The organism is Pseudomonas sp. AC083, assembly GCF_979253165.1.
The window spans coordinates 148,657-170,122 of sequence record NZ_CEEDDH010000011.1; the positions used below are offsets into that span (position 1 = coordinate 148,657).

Below are 21,466 nucleotides of genomic sequence, written 5' to 3' on the forward strand. Positions count from 1 at the left end.
GAATCCGAGACAGCCGCCGGTAAATGCCGCAGCTGTGAATCATCGATAGGGAGTGAAGTCGCGCAATGTCACATGCAAATAAGCCCGACCGGTAAAAAATCGCCGGTCAGGCCTATGGCTGCCACCGCGCTGTTATTTGTCGACGCGGCCGTAATTGTCTTCAAAGCGGACGATATCGTCTTCACCCAGATAATCGCCGCTCTGCACCTCGATCAGCACCAGGTCAATGACGCCCGGGTTCATGAGGCGATGCTGGTGACCGGCACGGATGAACGTCGACTCGTTGGTGTTGAGCATCAGTTCCTGCTGGTCGTTGACCACGACCGCCATCCCGCTGACGACGATCCAGTGCTCACTGCGGTGATGATGCATCTGCAGCGACAGCGACGCCTTGGGCTTTACGACAATCCGCTTGATCTTGAAGCGTTCGCCGTTTTCCAGGGTGGTGTAGGTCCCCCATGGACGGTGGACCGTACGGTGCAGCAAATGCACGGTATGGCTGCACGCCTTGAGCTGATTGACGATGTGTTTCACGTCTTGAGCGTGATCTTTATGAGCAATCATCACCGCATCAGGCGTGTCGATGACCAACAGGTCTTCCACACCGACCAGCGCGGTCAGACGCCCTTCGCTGTTCACATAATTATTGCGCGAGCCATGGGACAGCACTTCGCCTTCGAAGCGGTTGCCATTCTCGTCCGGGGCCGTCAGTTCGCTCACCGCGTTCCATGAACCGATGTCACTCCAGCCGATGTCGCACGGAATGGTTGCGACTTTCTGGGAACGCTCCATCAAGGCATAGTCGATGGAAATATCCGGCACCTGCGCAAAGCTTTCGCTGTCCAGCGCCAGGCAACGATATTTGTTGGAGGAGGTCAGGCGAGATACCTCGATGGTCTTCGCGACCGCCTCGACAACGTCTGGAGCGTGCAGCCGAAGCTCTTCCAGGACGGTGCCTACACGGAAACAGAACATGCCCGAGTTCCAGAAATAGTTGCCAGCACTGACATAGTTCTGTGCAGTCTGCAGATCAGGCTTCTCGACAAACCGGGCGACCCTCAGCCCGCCTTTGAGCGGCGCCTCTTTCTGCGCTTCGATGTAACCGAAACCGGTTTCCGGATAGGTCGGCTGAATGCCAAACGTAACCAGCCAGCCTTCAGTGGCCAGCGCCACGGCATTGGACACCGCCGCGGCAAAGGCTTTTTCGTCCTGAATCAAATGATCGGCTGCGAGCACCAGCATGTGCGCATCAGGGCCATGGGTGGCCTCCAGTTGCAAGGCTGCCGCCGCGACTGCGGCCGCAGTATTGCGCCCGAACGGCTCGAGAATGAAGCCCTGCGCGTGCCCGGCCGTGTTGACGAGGCCGTATTCATCTTCAGTCTTGAACAGCAGCTCACGATTGGTCACGGTGAGGACTTCCACCACACCGTCCAGCCGTGAGGCGCGCAGGAACGTCTTCTGGATCAGATTCTGACCATCCGGCAACTCCATGAAGGGCTTGGGATGGGCTTCACGGGATACAGGCCACAACCGGCTGCCCACTCCGCCAGACAAAATTACGGGAATCAGTTCCATGCTCAAAGTCCTTAACCCTCTCTCCCGTCAATGATTGTCAGGAAAGCAGTCTCAATTATGTTTGCAATCCAACTGCACCAAACCCAGTGCAGAATCCTTGCCCCGCCTCTCGATCTCAAGACAACGGGACCGATGACACATGCGCCCTCGCGAGCGCGGAATACGTTGCGTAATTGCCTGCCATTCTACAGCGCCAATCGCAATTGATACCTCGACAGAATGCTACAAACAGCGCTCGATAAACCGCGCCCGTCAACGTACTGGCTGATCGAGCAGCTTCTGCAGATATTGCCCGTAACCGGTTTTCTTCAGGCGCAGCGCCTGAGCTTCGACTTGCTCTGCGCTGATCCAGCCGTTGTGGTAGGCAATTTCTTCAAGGCAAGCGACTTTGAGCCCCTGACGGTGCTCAATGGTGTGGACGAAATGCCCGGCTTCCAGGAGCGAGTCATGCGTACCGGTATCCAGCCAGGCAAAACCGCGCCCCAACATTTCTACGTTAAGGGTTTTCTGCTCCAGATATGCCCGGTTGATATCGGTGATTTCCAGCTCGCCCCGCTCCGACGGTTTGATGTTCTTGGCGATTTCGACGACCTGGTTATCGTAGAAGTACAACCCGGTCACGGCGTAGTTGGATTTCGGCTTCAGTGGCTTTTCTTCGATGCTCAGCGCACAGCCATTGGCATCGAATTCCACCACTCCGAAACGCTCCGGGTCGGACACGTGATAGCCGAACACTGTCGCGCCCGAGGCCTGAGCGTTGGCCGAGCGCAGGTTTTCGGTGAAGTACTGACCGTAAAAGATATTGTCGCCGAGAATCAGGCAGCAAGGGTCGCTACCGATAAACGATTCGCCGATGATGAACGCCTGCGCAAGGCCGTCCGGGCTCGGCTGTTCGGCATAACTCAACTCGATGCCATACAGACTGCCGTCGCCCAGCAACTTGCGGAAATTGGGCAAGTCTTCAGGGGTCGAAATGATCAGGATTTCTCGTATGCCCGCGAGCATGAGCACAGACAACGGATAGAAAATCATCGGTTTGTCGTAGATAGGCAACAGCTGCTTGGACACCCCCAGCGTGACCGGATGCAAACGTGTCCCGGAGCCACCAGCGAGAATGATGCCTTTACGATTGGTCTTGATCATTTATTCAGAATTTCCCTGAGCATTCGGGTTACACCACTTTGCCAATCCGGCAAGTGTAGAGAAAAAGTAGCGCGCAGCTTTTGAGTATCCAGACGCGAGTTCAGCGGTCGATGTGCGGGCGTCGGATAGGCAGCGCTTTCGACTGGCTCGATAGCCTTCACGGCGAGTAATTCACCATTGGCTTGAGCGAAAGCGATCACGTGGCTTGCGTAGCCATGCCAGGACACTTCACCAGCGGCTGCCAGATGGTACAACCCCGCCAGCTCGGGCTGTTGCAGCGCTTGGCGAAGAGCCTGAGCCGTTACGTCGGCTATCAGATCTGCACCGGTAGGCGCTCCGATCTGATCTGCGATCACTCTCAACGTTTCCCGATCCTTGGCCAACCGCAGCATCGTTTTCGCGAAATTGTTACCGCGAGCACCATAAACCCAACTGGTACGGAAGATCAGGTGCCTGCAGCCCGATGCAGTGATTGCCTGCTCGCCAGCGACTTTACTGAAGCCATAATGATTCACCGGCGCAACGGCATCCGTTTCCCGCCACGCAGTAGTGCCTTGGCCATCGAAAACGTATTCGGTTGAGTAATGAACCAGCCAGGCACCGGAGGCGACGGCTTCTTCAGCCATTACACCTGTTGCAATGCCGTTTACACGGCCAGCCAGCTCGGTTTCCGATTCGGCTTTATCAACCTCAGTGTAAGCAGCAGCGTTAACGATAACGTCGGGCTGCACCTGCCGAATCGTCGCGCGAAGAGCCTCGGGATTCGACAGATCGCCATTCAATCCACCGGCCTGATGGCGATCAAGTGCAATCAACTCTCCAAGCGGAGCCAGAGAGCGTTGCAGCTCCCAGCCCACCTGACCGTTCTTGCCCAGCAGCAGAATTTTCATGCGTTGTTCGAGCGATCCGTATAGTTCTGATCGATCCACTGCTGATAGCTGCCGCTCTTCACGTGCTCAACCCAATCAGCGTTGTTCAAATACCACTCGACAGTCTTGCGAATTCCGGTCTCGAAGGTCTCTTCAGGCGCCCAACCCAATTCCCGCTGGATCTTGCTGGCATCGATTGCATAACGCTGATCATGCCCGGGGCGGTCCTGCACATAGGTAATCAGTGTGGCATGGGGACGATGGGCCGAATCAGGTCGCAACTCATCGAGCAACGAACACAGGGTATGCACCACTTCGATGTTCTGTTTTTCGTTGTGTCCACCGATATTGTAGGTCTCACCGATGATGCCTTCGGTCACGACCTTGTACAATGCACGAGCATGATCTTCGACATACAACCAATCGCGAACCTGATCGCCTTTGCCGTACACCGGCAGCGGCTTGCCTTCCAGTGCATTGAGAATGATTAGCGGGATCAGCTTCTCAGGGAAGTGACATGGCCCATAGTTGTTCGAGCAGTTGGTCACCAGCGTAGGCAAGCCATAAGTGCGTGCCCAGGCCCGAACCAGATGATCGGAGCTGGCCTTGCTCGCCGAGTAGGGTGAGCTTGGCTGATAAGCCGTGGTTTCGGTGAAGAGGTCTTCCGGACCTTCGAGATCTCCGTAAACCTCGTCGGTCGAAATGTGATGGAAGCGGAAATTCGCTTTGCGCTCACCATCCAACGCAGCCCAGTAATGGCGCGCTGCTTCGAGCAGCGTGTAAGTACCGATGATATTGGTCTGGATGAACTCAGACGGACCGGAGATGGAGCGGTCTACGTGGGACTCTGCGGCCAAATGCATGATGGCATCGGGTTGATGCTCACGCAGCACACGATCGATTTCATCACGATCACAGATATCGACGCGCTCGAAGGCGTAACGCGAATTCCGACTAACGTCTTTCAGGGACTCTAGATTGCCGGCGTAAGTCAGCTTATCGACATTAACGACTGCATCACGTGTGCTGGAGATGATATGACGAATAACTGCCGAGCCAATGAAGCCGGCACCGCCGGTAACTAGAATTTTCACGCGAAGCGATACCCTTGAGCTGCGGACAGCGCTGCCAGAGAGCGCGGTCTAATCCATGAATGCAGAAGCCACTAATTGGCATCCGTCAGAGTCAGTCTGAATCGACATGCAATACGGCACGATCGAACAAGGGACGCATTTTACAGCTTAATGATGCTTTTACTAATGGATAAAGACAGGCTGAGGCGCAATTTCGACAGATGCCGTGCGCCTGTCGCTCTCAGACGAGTCGCTTGCGTGCAGCTCTGGACGAACGTCCAAGAAACCAGCCCAACACAGGACCAATCAACATACCAATCAGCAACGCCAACACCGCAACAACCGACACCGGCAACTGCGGGCCGGTAAAACCCAGAAACAAAAGCGAAACCGATTGCTGGTTTTCCAGCACAAACGCCAGAACAATCAGAACCATCAGCAGAAGAAAAACGCCAAGCAGTATGCGTTTGAGGTTACGCATCCACGCCCCCTTGAATTTGAATAGCGAAGATCAAGCGCCCTCCTCCTCTTCTTCGTTCACGCGGTCACGCAATTCCTTGCCCGGCTTGAAATGCGGCACGAATTTACCGTCCAGACTTACCGACTGGCCGGTCTTTGGATTGCGGCCGACGCGCGGTGCGCGGTAGTGCAGGGAGAAGCTGCCGAAACCACGGATCTCGATACGATCACCGGTGGCGAGGCACTGAGACATTTGTTCAAGCATGGTCTTGATGGCCAGCTCCACATCCTTGGATGAGAGTAGCCCTTGATGGGTGACAATTCGTTCGATCAACTCCGACTTCGTCATATTTTTCCCTTCTTTTTCAAGCAGCTAGATCAGCGCTTGAAAGGTTTTAGCATGCCCGGAAGAATTTGAACAGCCCAGGGATTGACATATCTTTCCCGGGGTCAAAACGCCCATTTTCAGGGCACTCCAGTGGCGAGTCGGCTCGCCGCTGCCCTAACGACACATCACCAGCATGGTCCGGGTCACGAAGCCCGCCGGATTAAAGCCAAACGGGTATTCGTCTTCATCTTTGGCATCGTCAGAACGGGTGATGACCTTATAGCCCTTGCCTTTACACTCCTTCGCTGCACGCTTCTGGCACTTTTCCCAACCGGAACCCAGCCCGGAACAGTCGACCTCGATACCACTGACGCCGCGCACCGCATGGGTTTTCGCACTGGTGGTGCAACCTGCCAGCGCCAAGACCATTGCAACAACAAGTACCTTGTTCATCCACTTCCTTATGCCAGGCAAGCCTGACGACTAATGCTCAAGATCAAGCTTAGTCGCGAATAGGCGATTGATCCGATTAAAGAAACAGACCCGCAGGCGTCGGCATTGGTTTCATGCACGGACGTACGAAGACCAAATCGCAGGCACAAAAAAGGGCGACCGAAGTCGCCCTTTTTAATGATCAAGCAGAACTCAGTTCTGTTTGGCCATTGCTTGACGCAGCAGTGCCGCCATAGTGGTGTCAGCTGCTTCGCCTTCCGGAGCTGCTTTCAGGCTCTGGATGGCTTCTTTCTCTTCAGCGTCGTCTTTCGACTTGATCGAGAGCTGGATTACGCGGCTCTTGCGGTCAACACTGATGATCTTGGCTTCAACTTCCTGGCCTTCTTTCAGAACGTTGCGCGCGTCTTCAACGCGGTCACGGCTGATTTCGGAGGCTTTCAGGGTAGCTTCGATGTCGTCGGCCAGAACGATGATGGCGCCTTTGGCGTCAACTTCTTTCACGGTACCGGTCACGATAGCGCCCTTGTCGTTAACCGAGACGTACTCGGAGAACGGATCGCTTTCCAGTTGCTTGATGCCCAGGGAGATGCGCTCGCGCTCTGGGTCAACCGACAGGATAACGGTGTCCAGCTCGTCGCCCTTCTTGAAACGACGTACGGCTTCTTCGCCCACTTCGTTCCAGGAGATGTCGGACAGGTGAACCAGACCGTCGATGCCGCCGTCCAGACCAATGAAGATACCGAAATCGGTGATCGACTTGATGGTGCCGGAGATCTTGTCGCCCTTGTTGAACTGGCCAGAGAAGTCTTCCCATGGGTTCGACTTGCACTGCTTGATGCCCAGGGAGATACGACGACGCTCTTCGTCGATGTCCAGAACCATGACTTCCACTTCGTCGCCGACTTGTACGACTTTCGAAGGGTGGATGTTCTTGTTGGTCCAGTCCATTTCCGAAACGTGTACCAGACCTTCAACGCCTTCTTCCAGCTCAGCGAAGCAGCCGTAGTCGGTCAGGTTGGTTACACGAGCGGTAACGCGAGTGCCTTCTGGGTAACGGGCTTTGATAGCAACCCATGGATCTTCGCCCAGTTGCTTCAGGCCCAGGGAAACACGGTTGCGTTCGCGATCGTATTTCAGAACCTTGACGTCGATTTCGTCACCAACGTTGACGATCTCGGAAGGATGCTTGATGCGCTTCCAGGCCATGTCGGTGATGTGCAGCAGGCCGTCCACGCCACCCAGATCGACGAATGCGCCGTAATCGGTGAGGTTTTTGACGATACCTTTGACTTGCTGGCCTTCCTGCAGGGATTCCAGCAGAGCTTCACGCTCGGCGGAGTTCTCGGCTTCGAGGACGCTGCGACGGGAAACGACAACGTTGTTGCGCTTCTGGTCCAGCTTGATGACCTTGAATTCCAGCTCTTTGCCTTCCAGGTGCGTGGTGTCGCGCACTGGACGGACGTCAACCAGGGAACCTGGCAGGAACGCACGGATGCCGTTAACGTCGACAGTGAAGCCGCCTTTAACCTTACCGTTGATAACGCCCTTGACCACTTCCTCGGCTGCGAAGGCTGCTTCCAGAACGATCCAGCATTCAGCGCGCTTGGCTTTTTCACGGGACAGCTTGGTTTCGCCAAAGCCGTCTTCAACCGAATCCAGAGCAACGTGAACTTCATCACCAACGTTGATGTTCAGTTCGCCAGCATCGTTGTAGAACTGCTCAAGCGGGATGAGTGCTTCAGACTTCAGACCAGCGTGAACGGTTACCCAGCGAGCCTGGTAATCGATATCAACGATAACACCGGTGATGATGGAGCCTGCCTGAAGGTTCAGGGTTTTCAGGCTTTCTTCAAAGAGTTCCGCAAAGCTTTCGCTCATTTTAATTCCTGTAGATGAGGGCGAAGTAAACGCCCATCTCCACACCCCAGACGGTGTGGGTTAGTTTCATTTAAAAGAAGCACCGCAGGACTATGACTGGTCCCCTGCGACCTTCTTGGTCACCCGGCGATATCGCGAATGGCGATCTCGCTCATGATGCGTTCAAGCACCTGATCGATGGAAAGCTCCGTTGAATCCAGCTGAATCGCGTCGGCCGCCGGCTTGAGCGGGGCTACTGCGCGCTGGGTGTCACGCTCATCGCGTGCACGGATCTCATCTAGCAGACTCGACAGACTAACACCCTCGACTTTGCCCTTCAACTGCAAATATCGACGGCGCGCCCGCTCCTCGGCACTGGCGGTGAGGAAAATCTTCAGTGGTGCATCCGGAAAAACCACCGTGCCCATGTCGCGACCGTCGGCCACCAGGCCCGGCCCTTCCTGAAACGCACGTTGGCGCTGCAGCAGCGCCTCCCGCACGGCGGGCAGCGCAGCCACTTGCGAGGCGCCGGAACCGACACTTTCGGTGCGAATGACATCGCTGACTTCGTCGCCTTCGAGAATGATCCGCTGCAGCTGACCTTCGGTCGCGGCGATGAACTGCACATCCAGATGAGCGGCCAGCGTTTTCAGCAACTCTTCATTGGTCAGGTCGACGCCATGGTTGTGCGCAGCAAACGCGAGCAAGCGATAAAGCGCACCGGAATCCAGCAGGTTCCAGCCCAGACGCTTGGCCAGAATCCCGGCGACCGTGCCTTTGCCGGAGCCGCTTGGCCCATCGATGGTGATGACCGGTGCAATGTTTTTCACGACTGAGCCTCTTGTGCCACACGAATGCCGACTTGCCCGCACAGCGCGAGGAAGTTGGGGAACGAGGTCGCGACGTTGGCGCAATCGTGGATGCGGATCGGTGCAGTGGCGCGCAACGAGGCGACGCTGAAGGCCATGGCGATACGGTGGTCGCCGTGCCCGTGCACTTCACCGCCGCCGATCTGGCCGCCGTCGATGATAATGCCGTCCGGGGTCGGTTCGCACTTGACGCCCAGCGCCAGCAAACCGTCCGCCATGACCTGAATCCGATCGGATTCCTTGACCCGCAGCTCTTCGGCGCCAGTGAGCACGGTACGCCCTTCGGCGCACGCGGCAGCAACGAACAGGACCGGGAATTCGTCGATCGCCAGCGGCACCAGCGCCTCCGGAATCTCGATACCTTTGAGTTTAGCTGCGCGCACGCGCAAGTCAGCCACTGGCTCGCCGCCCACTTCACGCTGGTTTTCCAGAGTGATATCGGCGCCCATCAGACGCAGGATATCGATCACACCAGTACGGGTCGGGTTGATGCCGACGTGCTCCAGCACCAGCTCCGAACCCTCGGCGATCGAGGCCGCGACCAGGAAAAACGCCGACGACGAAATATCGCCCGGCACTTCGATGTGAGTCGCGGTGAGCTTGCCGCCGGACTCGACCGAAGCCGTGGCGCCGTCAACGCTGACCGGGTAGCCGAAGCCACGCAGCATGCGCTCGGTGTGATCGCGGGTCGGTGCCGGCTCGGTAACGGTGGTCTTGCCTTCGGCATACAGACCGGCGAGCAGCAGACAGGATTTCACCTGGGCACTGGCCATCGGCATGGTGTAGGTCAGGCCTTTGAGCTTGTGACCACCGCGAATGGTCATCGGTGGACGACCTTCGGCAGCCGTTTCGATCACGGCGCCCATTTCCCGCAGCGGATTGGCCACGCGGTTCATCGGACGCTTGGACAGCGAAGCGTCGCCGGTCAAGGTGCTGTCGAAGTTCTGCGCCGCCAGCAGGCCGGAGAGCAGACGCATCGAGGTGCCGGAGTTGCCCAGATAGATCGGGCCCGGCGCAGGTTTCAGGCCGTGCAGGCCGACACCGTGGATGGTCACGCGGCCGTGATGCGGGCCTTCGATGACCACGCCCATGTCGCGAAACGCCTGCAAGGTCGCCAGGGCGTCTTCGCCCTCAAGGAAGCCTTCGACTTCGGTGACGCCTTCGGCCAGCGAGCCGAGCATGATCGAACGGTGGGAAATCGATTTGTCACCCGGTACGCGAATCCGACCGGACAGGCGGCCACCAGGTTGAGCCAGGAAGATCAGATCGTTGGAATTCATAGCGTCCACATAGGCCCTGCGGGCCAGGATTTTACTGAAATGCTCGCGGGCAACCCGGGCGCGCGTGAAAACGCCCAATAATTGGTGCCCATCCCCTGCATCGACCGCGTCGCGCAAGGCGTCGAGGTCGCTGCGAAATGTATCGAGTGTGCGCAGGACAGCCTCGCGGTTGGCGAGGAAGATGTCGTGCCACATCACCGGGTCGCTTCCGGCGATTCTTGTGAAATCGCGAAAACCACCGGCAGCGTAACGGAAGATCTCCAGATTTTCATTGCGCTTGGCCAACGAATCGACCAGACCGAAAGCCAGCAGATGCGGCAGATGACTGGTCGCGGCCAGCACTTCATCGTGACGCTCGACCTGCATGTGCTCGACATCCGCGCCCAGTTCGCGCCAGAGACGATCGACCAGCGCCAGCGCGGCAGGATCGGTCTGCTCGAGCGGCGTCAGGATCACCTTGTGCCGGCGGAACAGCTCGGCATTCGAGGCTTCCACCCCGCTCTGCTCGGAACCGGCAATCGGGTGCCCGGGGACGAAGCGCGCCGGCATGCCGCCGAACGCTTCGGTCGCGGCGCGCACCACGTTGCCTTTGGCGCTGCCGACATCCGTAAGAATCGCCTGCCCCAGATCCATGACAGCCAGACGCGCGAGCAGTTTTTCCATGGCCAGAATCGGCACCGCCAGCTGAATCACATCGGCACCGACGCAAGCCGCCGCCAAATCATCTTCGCAGCGATCGACCACACCCAATTCGACCGCGAGCTTGCGCGATTGCGGGTCGAGATCAACACCAACCACCTCACGGCACAGGCCGCTTTCACGCAAACCCTTGGCAAACGAACCACCGATCAACCCCAGACCGACCACCACGAGGCGACCGATCATAGGTGCAGCAGGTTGCAGCGCAGTGACATCAACCACGAGCCAGAACCTTGCGCAGCGCCTCGAGGAAACGGCTGTTTTCCGCCGGCAGACCGATGGTCACCCGCAGGTGGTTCGGCATGCCGTAATTGGCCACCGGACGCACGATCACGCCTTCGCGCAGCAAGCCCTGAAAAATCGGCGCCGCGACCTCGCCGAGATCGACGCAGATGAAGTTGCCTTTGGACTCGATCCAGCCCAGCCCCAACTCACGGAAACCCGCCTGCAACTGCTGCATGCCGGATTCGTTGAGCTGACGGCTTTGTGCCAGATATTCCTCGTCCTTCAGCGCCGCACACGCCGCCGCCAACGCGAGGCTGTTGACGTTGAATGGCTGACGAACACGGTTCAGCACGTCCGCCACCACAGGTGTCGACAAGCCATAACCGACGCGCAGCGCGGCCAGGCCATAGGCCTTGGAGAAGGTGCGCGACACCAGCAGGTTCGGGTAGGCGGCGAGGAAGTCGAGACCGTCCGGCAAATCGCTGCCTTCGGCGTACTCGATGTAAGCCTCGTCGAGGACTACCAGCACATGCTCGGGAACGTCCTGCAGGAATTCGTCCAGCGCTTCTGCGCCGAACCAGGTGCCGGTCGGGTTGTTCGGGTTGGCAATGAACACCACGCGGGTGTTGGCATCGATGGCCGCAAGCATCGCCGGCAGGTCATGGCCCCAGTCTTTGGCTGGAACGACTTTGGCCTGCGCACCGACAGCTTGGGTAGCAATCGGATACACAGCGAACGCGTGCTCACTGAACACCGCATTCAGGCCCGGCGCCAGATAGGCACGCGCAACCAGTTCAAGAATATCGTTGGAGCCATTGCCCAGCGTGACCTGATTCAGCTCGACGCGGCACTGCTCGGCGAGCAGAGACTTCAGGGCGAAACCATTGCCGTCCGGATAACGAGTCAGCTCGGCCAGCTCTTCGCGAATCGCCGCCAATGCCTTCGGACTGGCGCCCAATGGGTTTTCGTTGCTCGCCAGTTTGACGATTTTTGCCGGATCCAGATCCAGCTCGCGCGCCAGTTCGTCCACAGGCTTGCCCGGAACGTACGGCGAAAGTTGTTGCACGCCCGGCTGTGCCAGAGCGAGGAAGTTGCCACTCATTTGCTACCGCCCCTTAGAGAACTGCTTTCGGGTAGGAACCCAGCACTTTGAGTGCTACTGCTTCCTGACTGATCTTTTCCAGCACACCTTTGATCAACGGATCACGGTGGTGGCCGACGAAGTCGATGAAGAACACGTAAGTCCATTTGCCGCTGCGCGACGGACGGGTTTCGATGCGGGTCAGGTCGATGCCATTGTCGTGGAACGGCACCAGCAGCTCATGAAGCGCGCCGGGCTTGTTGCTCATGGAGACGATGATCGAAGTCTTGTCGTCGCCGGTCGGCGGCACTTCCTGGTTACCGATCATCAGGAAGCGCGTCGAGTTGTCCGGGCGATCTTCGATCTTCTCCGCCAGGCGCGTCAGGCCGTACAGCCCCGCCGCCATATCGCCAGCGATCGCTGCCGAATTCCACTCACCCTTGACCCGCTTGGCCGCTTCGGCGTTGCTCGACACCGCGACGCGTTCGACATTCGGGTAATGCGCGTCCAGCCACTTGCGGCACTGAGCCAGCGACTGCGCGTGGGAATAGATGCGGCTGATGCTGTCGGTCTTGGTGTTTTCGCCGACCAGCAAATGATGGTGGATGCGCAGCTCGACTTCGCCACAGATCACCATGTCGTGCTCGAGGAAGCTGTCCAGCGTGTGATTGACCGCGCCTTCGGTGGAGTTTTCCACCGGCACCACGCCGAAATTCACCGCACCGGCCGCCACTTCACGGAACACTTCGTCGATTGCCGCCATCGGCTTGCTGATCACTGCGTGGCCGAAGTGCTTCATCGCTGCCGCTTGGGTGAAGGTGCCTTCAGGACCGAGATAAGCCACTTTCAGTGGCTGCTCCAGCGCCAGGCACGACGACATGATTTCGCGGAACAGCCGCGCCATTTCTTCGTTGCCCAGCGGCCCCTGATTGCGCTCCATCACCCGCTTGAGCACCTGAGCTTCGCGCTCGGGACGATAGAACACCGGCACTTCGCCTTCGGCCAGCGAGGCCATCTTCACGCGGGCGACTTCCTGGGCGCAACGCGCACGCTCACTGATCAGCTCGAGGACTTTGGTGTCCAGAGCGTCGATGCGAACGCGCAGTGCCTTGAGTTCTTGCTCGGACATCAGCCGTGTTCCTTCTCGAATTCCGCCATGTAGGCCACCAGCGCGTTGACCGCGTTGATGTCGACGGCGTTGTAGATGGACGCGCGCATGCCGCCCACCGAGCGGTGCCCCTTGAGGTTGAGCAGGCCGCGCTCGTCGGCACCGGCAAGGAACGGCTTGTCCAGACGATCATCAGCGAGACGGAACGGTACGTTCATCCACGAGCGATCCGACTTGTTGATCGGGTTGCTGTAGAGACCGCTGGCATCGATGAAGTTGTACAGGGTGCGCTGCTTGACGTCGTTGAGCTTGGCAATCGCTTCGACGCCGCCCTGCTCTTTCAGCCATTGGAACACCAGACCGGACAGGTACCAGGCCAGCGTCGGCGGGGTGTTGTACATCGAACCGTTATCGGCCGCGACCTTGTAGTTGAGCATGGTCGGGCACAGCGAACGGGCCTTGCCGAGCAAGTCTTCGCGAATGATGTTGACGACGATGCCGCTCGGGCCGATGTTCTTCTGCGCGCCAGCGTAGATCATGCCGAAACGCGAAATATCGACCGGGCGCGAGAGGATGTCCGAAGACATGTCGGCGACCAGCGGCACGTCACCGGTTTGCGGGATCCACTGGAATTCCAGACCGCCGATGGTTTCGTTCGGCGCGTAGTGAACGTAAGCGGCGTCTTTCGACAGGTTCCACTCGTTCTGGCCGGGAATGGCGAAATAGTCGTAAGGCTTGGCAGTGGCAGCAACGTTGACGTGGCCATAGCGCGAGGCTTCTTCGATGGCTTTCTGCGACCAGATACCGGTGTCGATGTAGTCGGCCGAGCCGCCTTCAGGCAACAGGTTCAGCGGGATCTGTGCGAACTGCTGGCTGGCGCCGCCCTGCAGAAACAGCACTTTGTAGTTCGACGGGATATTCAGCAGGTCACGCAGATCCTGCTCGGCCTGGGTGGCGATGGACACGAACTCATCGCTGCGATGGCTCATTTCCATGACCGACAGACCCTTGCCGTGCCAATCAAGGAGTTCACCCTGGGCGCGCTGCAGGACAGCTTCAGGCAGCGCCGCCGGACCGGCGCAGAAGTTATAGGCTCGCTTGCTCACATCCAATCTCGCTCTGATTTGGTGGTCACTTGAATCTTCTGGTTTGCGGCTGATCGTTCCCACGCTCCGCGTGGGAATGCATCCAATGACGCTACGCGTCATGGGACGCGGAGCGTCCCCAGCGGCATTCCCACGCAGAGCGTGGGAACGATCAGCCGCAGTGTTGCAAATTTTCATACCGGACAAATAACAAGGGGGCGAATTCTCATCCGCCCCCTCGTTTGTCCGCTTATTCCTGCGGTTCTTCGTCTGCTGCGGCGTCGAGTTGCTGGTCTTCACCCGCTTCGTCGATACCGACGCTGCCTGCGATTTCCTCGCCCTCTTCACCTTCGAGCTCTTCGCCTTCGATTTCCGAAGGCTCCTGAACCCGCTCCAGCCCGACCAGGGTTTCATCCTTGGCCAGCTTGATCAGCGTCACGCCCTGAGTATTACGTCCCAGGCTCGACACTTCGTCGACACGGGTACGCACCAGGGTGCCCTGATCGGAGATCAGCATGATTTCTTCGCCGTCGAGCACCTGCACTGCACCGACCAGACGGCCGTTACGCTCGTTGCTGACCATGGCGATCACGCCCTGACCGCCACGCTTGTACTCAGGGAACTCGGTGATCGCGGTGCGCTTGCCGTAACCACGCTCGGAAGCGGTGAGGATCTGGCTGCCTTCTTCCGGGATCAGCATGGAAATCAGCTTCTGCCCTTCCGGCAGACGCATGCCGCGTACGCCGCGAGCGGTACGGCCCATGGCACGCACGTCGGATTCTTTGAAACGGGTGACCTTGCCGCCATCGGAGAACAGCATCACTTCGCGCTCACCATCGGTGATGGCCGCAGAGATCAGCACGTCGCCTTCGTCCAGTTCCAGCGCGATCAGACCGACGCTGCGCTGACGGCTGAAGGATTCCAGCGGGGTCTTCTTCACGGTGCCGTTGGCGGTGGCCATGAAGATGTAGTGACCTTCGGTGTATTCCTCGACCGGCAGCATGGTGGTGATGTATTCACCATCATCCAGCGGCAGCAGGTTGACCAGCGGACGACCACGGGCCGCGCGGGATGCTTCCGGAATCTCGTAGGTCTTGAGCCAGTACACCTTGCCCTTGCTGGAGAACAGCAGCAGCGTGGTGTGGCTGTTGGCGACCAGCAGGTGAGCGATGTAGTCCTCGTCCTTGACGCCGGTAGCCGATTTGCCTTTGCCGCCACGACGCTGAGCCTGGTACGCAGCCAGCGGCTGGGTCTTGGCGTAGCCACCGTGGGAGATGGTCACGACGCGCTCTTCTTCCGGGATCATGTCGCCCAGGGTCAGGTCGAGACGGGCATCGAGAATTTCGGTGCGGCGCACGTCGCCGTATTCGGCGCGGATCACTTCCAGTTCTTCGCGGATCACTTCCATCAGGCGCACAGCGCTGTTGAGGATGCGGATCAGCTCGCCGATCTGGTTGAGAATCTCTTGATACTCGGCCAGCAGCTTCTCGTGCTCCAGACCGGTCAGACGGTGCAGGCGCAGTTCGAGAATGGCTTGCGCCTGTTCTGGCGAGAGGAAGTACTTGCCTTCACGCAGGCCGTATTGCGGATCGAGGTTTTCCGGACGGCACGAATCGGCACCGGCACGCTCAACCATCGCCACCACAGCCGAGGATTCCCAAGGCGTGCTGATCAGCGCTTCCTTGGCTTCCGACGGCGTTGGCGAGGCCTTGATCAGGGCGATGACCGGGTCGATGTTCGACAGGGCAACGGCCTGGCCCTCAAGAATGTGCCCGCGCTCGCGCGCCTTGCGCAATTCGAACACGGTACGGCGGGTAACCACTTCGCGACGGTGACGGACGAAGGCTTCCAGCAGATCCTTGAGGTTGAGGATGCGTGGGCGGCCGTCGATCAGCGCGACGATGTTGATACCGAACACCGATTGCAGCTGGGTCTGGGCGTAGAGGTTGTTGAGGATCACCTCAGGCACTTCGCCGCGACGCAGCTCGATGACGACGCGCATACCGTCCTTGTCGGACTCGTCGCGCAGCTCGGTGATGCCTTCGAGCTTCTTCTCTTTGACCAGCTCGGCGATCTTCTCGATCAGACGCGCTTTGTTCAGCTGGTAAGGCAGTTCGGTGATGACGATCTGCTGACGGCCACCCACCTTGTCGATGTCTTCGATGATCGAGCGGGCACGCATGTAAATGCGCCCGCGACCGGTGCGGTAGGCTTCGATGATGCCGGCGCGACCGTTGATGATCGCAGCCGTCGGGAAGTCCGGACCGGGAATGTATTGCATCAGCTCATCGACGGTCAGCTCGGGGTTGTCGATGAGGGCCAGGCAACCGTCGATGACTTCACCGAGGTTGTGCGGCGGAATGTTGGTCGCCATGCCCACGGCGATACCGCTGGAACCGTTGACCAGCAGGTTCGGTACGCGGGTCGGCATGACTGCCGGGATCAGTTCGGTGCCGTCGTAGTTCGGCACCCAGTCCACGGTTTCCTTGTGCAGGTCAGCCAGCAGCTCGTGCGCCAGCTTGGTCATGCGCACTTCGGTGTATCGCATGGCCGCAGCGTTGTCGCCGTCGACCGAACCGAAGTTGCCCTGGCCGTCGACCAGCAGGTAGCGCAGGGAGAAAGGCTGGGCCATACGAACGATGGTGTCGTACACGGCAGTGTCACCGTGCGGGTGATACTTACCGATCACGTCGCCGACGACACGGGCAGATTTCTTGTACGGCTTGTTGTAGTCGTTGCCCAGCTCGCTCATCGCGAACAGTACGCGACGGTGCACGGGCTTGAGGCCATCGCGCGCATCCGGCAGTGCACGGCCGACGATCACGCTCATTGCGTAGTCGAGGTAGGACTGTTTCAGCTCGTCTTCGATATTGACCGGGAGGATTTCTTTGGCCAGTTCGCCCATGAGAAGCCTGATTCCTTTTTCTGGTGAAACTTCGTCATATCCATGTGGGAGCAACGAAGCTCGTCGGTGCCGGCCGAGTGCCATGCGCCGACTTACGACAAATCAACATTGGATCGCGGATTTGCGCAGTAAAGACAGCTCCGTGGAGCCGCCTCGGAAAACGCCGGATGTTATCACAAAGGCCGCCACGCACCTATCCCCCAGATGCGCATGGAGCATAGTTAGTTGACCGATGACAGGCTTGAGGGGGACGACAGAAGCTCAGAGCTTGGTTGAATGCAGAATTGAGGCTTGGTTTGGGGATGTTTATTGACTTTTAGGGCCTCAAACACCTGTAGGAGCTGCCGAAGGCTGCGATCTTTTGATCCTGACCTGTAAAAAGCAAGATCAAAAGATCGCAGCCTTCGGCAGCTCCTACATTGAGAATCACCGCATCAATGCAGGCGCTTGCGACACATCAGCTGGGCCATTTTCGCGGTGTCCGGGCGTTCGACGATGCCTTTCTCGGTGACGATCGCATCGATCAGATCCGCCGGGGTGACATCAAACACCGGGTTGAACGCTTCAACATCGGCACCGACGCGTTTACCGCCGACTTCCAGCAGTTCGGCGCCATCACGCTCTTCAATCGGAATGTCATCGCCGCTGGCCAGATTCATGTCGATGGTCGAACTCGGCGCCACCACCATGAAGCGCACGCCGTGGTGCATGGCGTTGACTGCCAGTTGATAGGTGCCGATCTTGTTCGCCACGTCGCCATTGGCGGTGATGCGGTCAGCGCCGACGATCACCCAGGTCACGCCTTTGGTTTTCATGATGTGCGCGGCGGCGGAGTCGGCATTCAGGGTCACCGGGATGCCTTCGTTGGCCAGCTCCCACGCGGTCAGCCGCGAGCCCTGCAACCATGGCCGGGTTTCGTCGGCGTAAACGCGCTCGACCATGCCTTCTATATAAGCAGCGCGGATCACCCCCAGCGCAGTACCGAACCCGCCGGTGGCCAGCGCGCCGGTGTTGCAGTGGGTCAGGATGGCTTGAGCGTTGCCTTGATGTTTGCGAATCAGATCGACGCCAAGCTGCGCCATGGTCAGGTTGGCTTCGCGGTCGCTTTCGTGAATGGCGATGGCCTCGGCTTCCAGCGCCGCCAGCGGATCGGCGTTGCTTTTCAGTCGATCCAGGCGATCGTGCATGCGGCCCAGCGCCCAGAACAGATTGACCGCGGTCGGACGCGAATCGGCCAACAGGGCGAAATCCTCTTCCAGCGCCGCGTACCAGTCGCCGCCCTCGGCAATCCGCGCCCGCGCCGCGAGGACAATGCCATAAGCCGCACTGATGCCAATAGCCGGTGCGCCACGCACGACCATCGAGCGAATCGCTTCGGCCACGCCGGCGGCGCTGGTGTAGGCGATCCAGGTTTCCTCGAACGGCAAAATACGCTGATCCAGCAGGTGCAGCGCGCCATCACGCCAATCGATGGCCTTCACTTTCTCCGCAGCCAACAGTCGATCGCGCATCCCACACCCCGCACTCATGAACAAAAGCCGCCGATTATAGCGATCCCCCCGCGAAGACGCTCGGGTATACTTCGCCATCCTTTACAAAAGCACTGGAACCGACCCTCGATGCCGAAACCTGCCATTGCGCTCGACCTGTTATTGCTGCCGACCTGGCTGGTCCCCGTCGAACCGGCAGGCGTGGTGCTCAAGGAGCACGGCCTGGGCATCCGTGACGGTTGCATCGTGTTTATCGGCCCGCGCGCCGAAGCGTTGAAGTGTAACGCGACAGAAATCCGTGAACTGCCGGATGTTCTGTTGGCGCCGGGACTGATCAATGCCCACGGCCACGCGGCGATGACGCTGTTCCGTGGCCTGGCTGACGATCTGCCGCTGATGACCTGGCTGGAAAACCACATCTGGCCGGCCGAAGGCAAATGGGTCGATGAGGATTTCGTCCGCGACGGCACCGATCTGGCCATCGCCGAGCAGATCAAGGGCGGCATCACTTGCTTCTCTGACATGTACTTTTTCCCGAAAGTCGCCAGCGAGCGCGTACACAACAGCGGTATCCGCGCGCAGATCGCCATTCCGATCCTCGATTTCCCGATCCCCGGCGCCAGCAGTGCCGACGAAGCCATTCGTCAGGGCGTCGAATTGTTCGGCGATCTCAAGCATCACGAGCGCATCAAGATCACCTTCGGCCCGCATGCACCCTACACCGTCGGTGATGAGAACCTGGAGAAAATCAGGGTCATCGCCGAGGAGCTGGACGCCTCTATCCACATGCATGTGCATGAAACCGCATTCGAGGTGCAGCAGGCCGTAGAGCAAACCGGCGAACGGCCACTGGCGCGACTTGGCCGCCTTGGCCTGCTCGGCCCGCGCTTCCAGGCGGTGCACATGACCCAGATCAGCGATGACGACCTCGCGCTGCTGGTAGAAAGCAACAGCAGCGTGATCCACTGCCCGGAATCCAATCTGAAACTGGCCAGCGGCTTCTGCCCGGTCGAACGTTTGTGGCAGGCTGGGGTGAACGTTGCCGTCGGCACCGATGGCGCGGCGAGCAACAATGATCTCGACCTGCTCGGCGAAACCCGCACCGCTGCCCTGCTGGCCAAAGCCGTGGCCGGCTCTGCCACGGCGCTGGACGCCCATCGCGCCTTGCGCATGGCCACCCTCAATGGTGCGCGTGCACTGGGGATCGAGGCGCAGGTCGGCTCGCTGGAGATTGGCAAAGCCGCGGACATCGTCGCTTTCGACCTGTCCGGCCTGGCGCAGCAACCGGTGTATGACCCGGTGTCGCAGCTGATCTACGCGACCGGGCGTGATTGCGTGAAACACCTGTGGGTTGCCGGCAAGCAACTGCTCGACGACCGGCGCCTGACCCGCATGGACGAACAACAGCTGGGCGCGACCGCCCGCCACTGGGGCCAGCGCATCAGCGGCCACACCGAATCGTAAACACCGCGGCGCTATATCCGCGGCTACAGCCCTTTTCAGGTTTTTCGAGGAATTGAACATGAGCAACGTCGACCACGCCGAAATCGCCAAATTCGAAGCCCTGGCCCATCGCTGGTGGGACCGTGAAAGCGAATTCAAGCCGCTGCACGACATCAACCCGCTGCGGGTCAACTGGATCGACGAGCGGGTCAATCTGGCCGGCAAGAAAGTCCTCGACGTCGGGTGCGGCGGCGGCATCCTCAGCGAAGCCATGGCCCAGCGCGGCGCCACGGTGATGGGCATCGACATGGGCGAAGCGCCGCTGGCGGTCGCGCAACTGCATCAGCTGGAATCCGGGGTCAGCGTCGAATACCGCCAGATCACCGCCGAAGCCCTCGCCGAGGAAATGCCCGAGCAGTTCGACGTGGTCACCTGCCTGGAGATGCTCGAGCACGTGCCGGATCCATCCTCGGTGATCCGCGCCTGTTTCCGCATGGTCAAGCCGGGCGGCCAGGTGTTCTTCTCGACCATCAACCGCAACCCGAAGGCGTATCTGTTCGCGATCATCGGCGCCGAATACATCATGAAGCTGCTGCCGCGCGGCACCCACGACTTCAAGAAATTCATCCGCCCGTCCGAGCTCGGCGCGTGGAGCCGCATGGCTGGCCTGACCGTCAAGGACATCATCGGCCTGACCTACAACCCGCTGACCAAGCACTACAAGCTGGCCAACGACGTTGACGTCAACTACATGATCCAGACCCTGCGCGAGGAATAAGCCGATGGCCATCAGAGCGGTACTTTTCGACATGGACGGCACCCTGCTCGACACCGCGCCGGACTTCATCGCCATCTGCCAGGCGATGCGCGCCGATCGCGGTCTGCCGCCGATCAACGACAAGCACATCCGCGACGAGATTTCCGGCGGCGCCAAGGCCATGGTCGCGGTGACGTTTTCGATGGATCCGGAATCGCCGGGGTTCGAGGAGCTGCGCCAGGAGTTTCTCGAGCGCTACCTGGTCGGCTGCGCGGTGCACAGCAAATTGTTCGACGGCATGGGCGAACTGCTCGCCGATATCGAAAAGGCCAACCTGATCTGGGGCGTGGTCACCAACAAACCGGTGCGCTTCGCCGAGCCCATCATGCAACGTCTGGGGCTGGCCGAGCGTTCGGCGCTGCTGATCTGCCCGGATCATGTGAAGAACAGCAAGCCGGACCCGGAGCCGCTGATCCTCGCTTGCAAGATGCTTGATCTGGATCCGTCGACCGTGCTGTTCATCGGCGATGATCTGCGCGATATCGAATCGGGCCGCGATGCCGGCACCAAAACCGCTGCGGTGACCTACGGCTACATCCACCCGGATGACAACCCACGGCACTGGGGCGCGGACGTGGTGGTGGATCACCCGCTGGAGTTGCGCAAGGTACTCGACAGCGCGCTGTGCAGCTGCTGACCTGACTGTTGCAAGCTCCCTGTGTGGCGAGGGGATTTATCCCCGCTGGGCTGCGAAGCGGCCCCCGCTT

Annotated in this window: 18 protein-coding genes; 3 read left to right on the top strand and 15 right to left on the bottom strand. The window is 59.3% G+C overall.

Features of this window, described 5'->3' with window-relative positions:
- Positions 1 to 132 precede the first annotated feature (132 nt).
- The 15 genes from AC0IXA_RS17450 to mtnA form a co-directional block, all read right to left on the bottom strand.
- Entirely contained in the window at positions 133 to 1,575 is a 1,443-nt protein-coding gene (locus AC0IXA_RS17450; RefSeq protein WP_471814049.1) for a mannose-1-phosphate guanylyltransferase/mannose-6-phosphate isomerase, read from the bottom strand.
- Positions 1,576 to 1,827: 252 nt separating this feature from the next.
- Positions 1,828 to 2,718, bottom strand: coding sequence for a glucose-1-phosphate thymidylyltransferase RfbA (rfbA, locus tag AC0IXA_RS17455; RefSeq protein WP_341639347.1), 891 nt, complete (start codon positions 2,716 to 2,718; stop codon positions 1,828 to 1,830).
- Complete coding sequence (rfbD, locus tag AC0IXA_RS17460) at positions 2,715 to 3,608, bottom strand: dTDP-4-dehydrorhamnose reductase (RefSeq protein ID WP_341639346.1); 894 nt, start codon at positions 3,606 to 3,608, stop codon at positions 2,715 to 2,717. Before rfbD ends, rfbA begins: the two co-directional genes overlap by 4 nt.
- Positions 3,605 to 4,681 carry a dTDP-glucose 4,6-dehydratase gene (gene rfbB, locus AC0IXA_RS17465; protein ID WP_341639345.1) on the bottom strand — a complete coding sequence of 359 codons (1,077 nt, stop codon included), beginning with the start codon at positions 4,679 to 4,681 and terminating at the stop codon, positions 3,605 to 3,607. Before rfbB ends, rfbD begins: the two co-directional genes overlap by 4 nt.
- Before the next feature lie 220 nt (positions 4,682 to 4,901).
- Positions 4,902 to 5,141, bottom strand: coding sequence for a lipopolysaccharide assembly protein LapA domain-containing protein (locus tag AC0IXA_RS17470; protein ID WP_341639344.1), 240 nt, complete (start codon positions 5,139 to 5,141; stop codon positions 4,902 to 4,904).
- 30 nt (positions 5,142 to 5,171) lie between these two features.
- Positions 5,172 to 5,468 carry an integration host factor subunit beta gene (gene ihfB / locus AC0IXA_RS17475; RefSeq protein ID WP_007950920.1) on the bottom strand — a complete coding sequence of 99 codons (297 nt, stop codon included), beginning with the start codon at positions 5,466 to 5,468 and terminating at the stop codon, positions 5,172 to 5,174.
- A 153-nt stretch (positions 5,469 to 5,621) separates the two neighbouring features.
- Entirely contained in the window at positions 5,622 to 5,900 is a 279-nt protein-coding gene (locus tag AC0IXA_RS17480) for a hypothetical protein (protein ID WP_341639343.1), read from the bottom strand.
- 192 nt (positions 5,901 to 6,092) lie between these two features.
- Positions 6,093 to 7,778: a 30S ribosomal protein S1 gene (rpsA, locus tag AC0IXA_RS17485; RefSeq protein ID WP_016770920.1), complete on the bottom strand. Its 1,686-nt coding sequence runs from the start codon at positions 7,776 to 7,778 to the stop codon at positions 6,093 to 6,095.
- 119 nt (positions 7,779 to 7,897) lie between these two features.
- Positions 7,898 to 8,587, bottom strand: a complete 690-nt coding sequence (cmk, locus tag AC0IXA_RS17490; RefSeq protein WP_471814053.1) for a (d)CMP kinase — start codon at positions 8,585 to 8,587, stop codon at positions 7,898 to 7,900.
- Positions 8,584 to 10,791, bottom strand: coding sequence for a bifunctional prephenate dehydrogenase/3-phosphoshikimate 1-carboxyvinyltransferase (locus AC0IXA_RS17495; RefSeq protein ID WP_041478484.1), 2,208 nt, complete (start codon positions 10,789 to 10,791; stop codon positions 8,584 to 8,586). Before AC0IXA_RS17495 ends, cmk begins: the two co-directional genes overlap by 4 nt.
- Before the next feature lie 28 nt (positions 10,792 to 10,819).
- A complete protein-coding gene (gene hisC / locus AC0IXA_RS17500; RefSeq protein ID WP_336342149.1) occupies positions 10,820 to 11,932 on the bottom strand; it encodes a histidinol-phosphate transaminase in 1,113 nt (370 codons plus the stop codon).
- A gap of 13 nt (positions 11,933 to 11,945) precedes the next feature.
- Positions 11,946 to 13,040 carry a prephenate dehydratase gene (pheA, locus tag AC0IXA_RS17505; protein ID WP_016770924.1) on the bottom strand — a complete coding sequence of 365 codons (1,095 nt, stop codon included), beginning with the start codon at positions 13,038 to 13,040 and terminating at the stop codon, positions 11,946 to 11,948.
- The gene (serC, locus tag AC0IXA_RS17510) at positions 13,040 to 14,125 is read right to left on the bottom strand and encodes a 3-phosphoserine/phosphohydroxythreonine transaminase (protein ID WP_471814056.1); all 1,086 of its coding nucleotides are present in this window, start codon (positions 14,123 to 14,125) and stop codon (positions 13,040 to 13,042) included. Before serC ends, pheA begins: the two co-directional genes overlap by 1 nt.
- A gap of 229 nt (positions 14,126 to 14,354) precedes the next feature.
- The gene (gyrA, locus tag AC0IXA_RS17515) at positions 14,355 to 17,009 is read right to left on the bottom strand and encodes a DNA gyrase subunit A (protein ID WP_016770926.1); all 2,655 of its coding nucleotides are present in this window, start codon (positions 17,007 to 17,009) and stop codon (positions 14,355 to 14,357) included.
- Positions 17,010 to 17,443: 434 nt separating this feature from the next.
- Positions 17,444 to 18,520, bottom strand: a complete 1,077-nt coding sequence (mtnA, locus tag AC0IXA_RS17520) for an S-methyl-5-thioribose-1-phosphate isomerase (protein WP_016770927.1) — start codon at positions 18,518 to 18,520, stop codon at positions 17,444 to 17,446.
- A gap of 108 nt (positions 18,521 to 18,628) precedes the next feature.
- Here mtnA and AC0IXA_RS17525 point away from each other — a divergent pair, with 108 nt between their 5' ends.
- Genes AC0IXA_RS17525 through mupP form a run of 3 tightly spaced genes read left to right on the top strand, consistent with a single transcriptional unit; the run spans position 18,629 to position 21,396 of the window.
- The gene (locus tag AC0IXA_RS17525; protein WP_071173171.1) at positions 18,629 to 19,963 is read left to right on the top strand and encodes a TRZ/ATZ family hydrolase; all 1,335 of its coding nucleotides are present in this window, start codon (positions 18,629 to 18,631) and stop codon (positions 19,961 to 19,963) included.
- Positions 19,964 to 20,021: 58 nt separating this feature from the next.
- Positions 20,022 to 20,720 (top strand): bifunctional 2-polyprenyl-6-hydroxyphenol methylase/3-demethylubiquinol 3-O-methyltransferase UbiG, encoded by a 699-nt coding sequence (ubiG, locus tag AC0IXA_RS17530; protein ID WP_007908399.1) that lies wholly within the window; start codon positions 20,022 to 20,024, stop codon positions 20,718 to 20,720.
- A gap of 4 nt (positions 20,721 to 20,724) precedes the next feature.
- Positions 20,725 to 21,396: an N-acetylmuramic acid 6-phosphate phosphatase MupP gene (gene mupP / locus AC0IXA_RS17535; protein WP_073472346.1), complete on the top strand. Its 672-nt coding sequence runs from the start codon at positions 20,725 to 20,727 to the stop codon at positions 21,394 to 21,396.
- Positions 21,397 to 21,466: the final 70 nt, after the last annotated feature.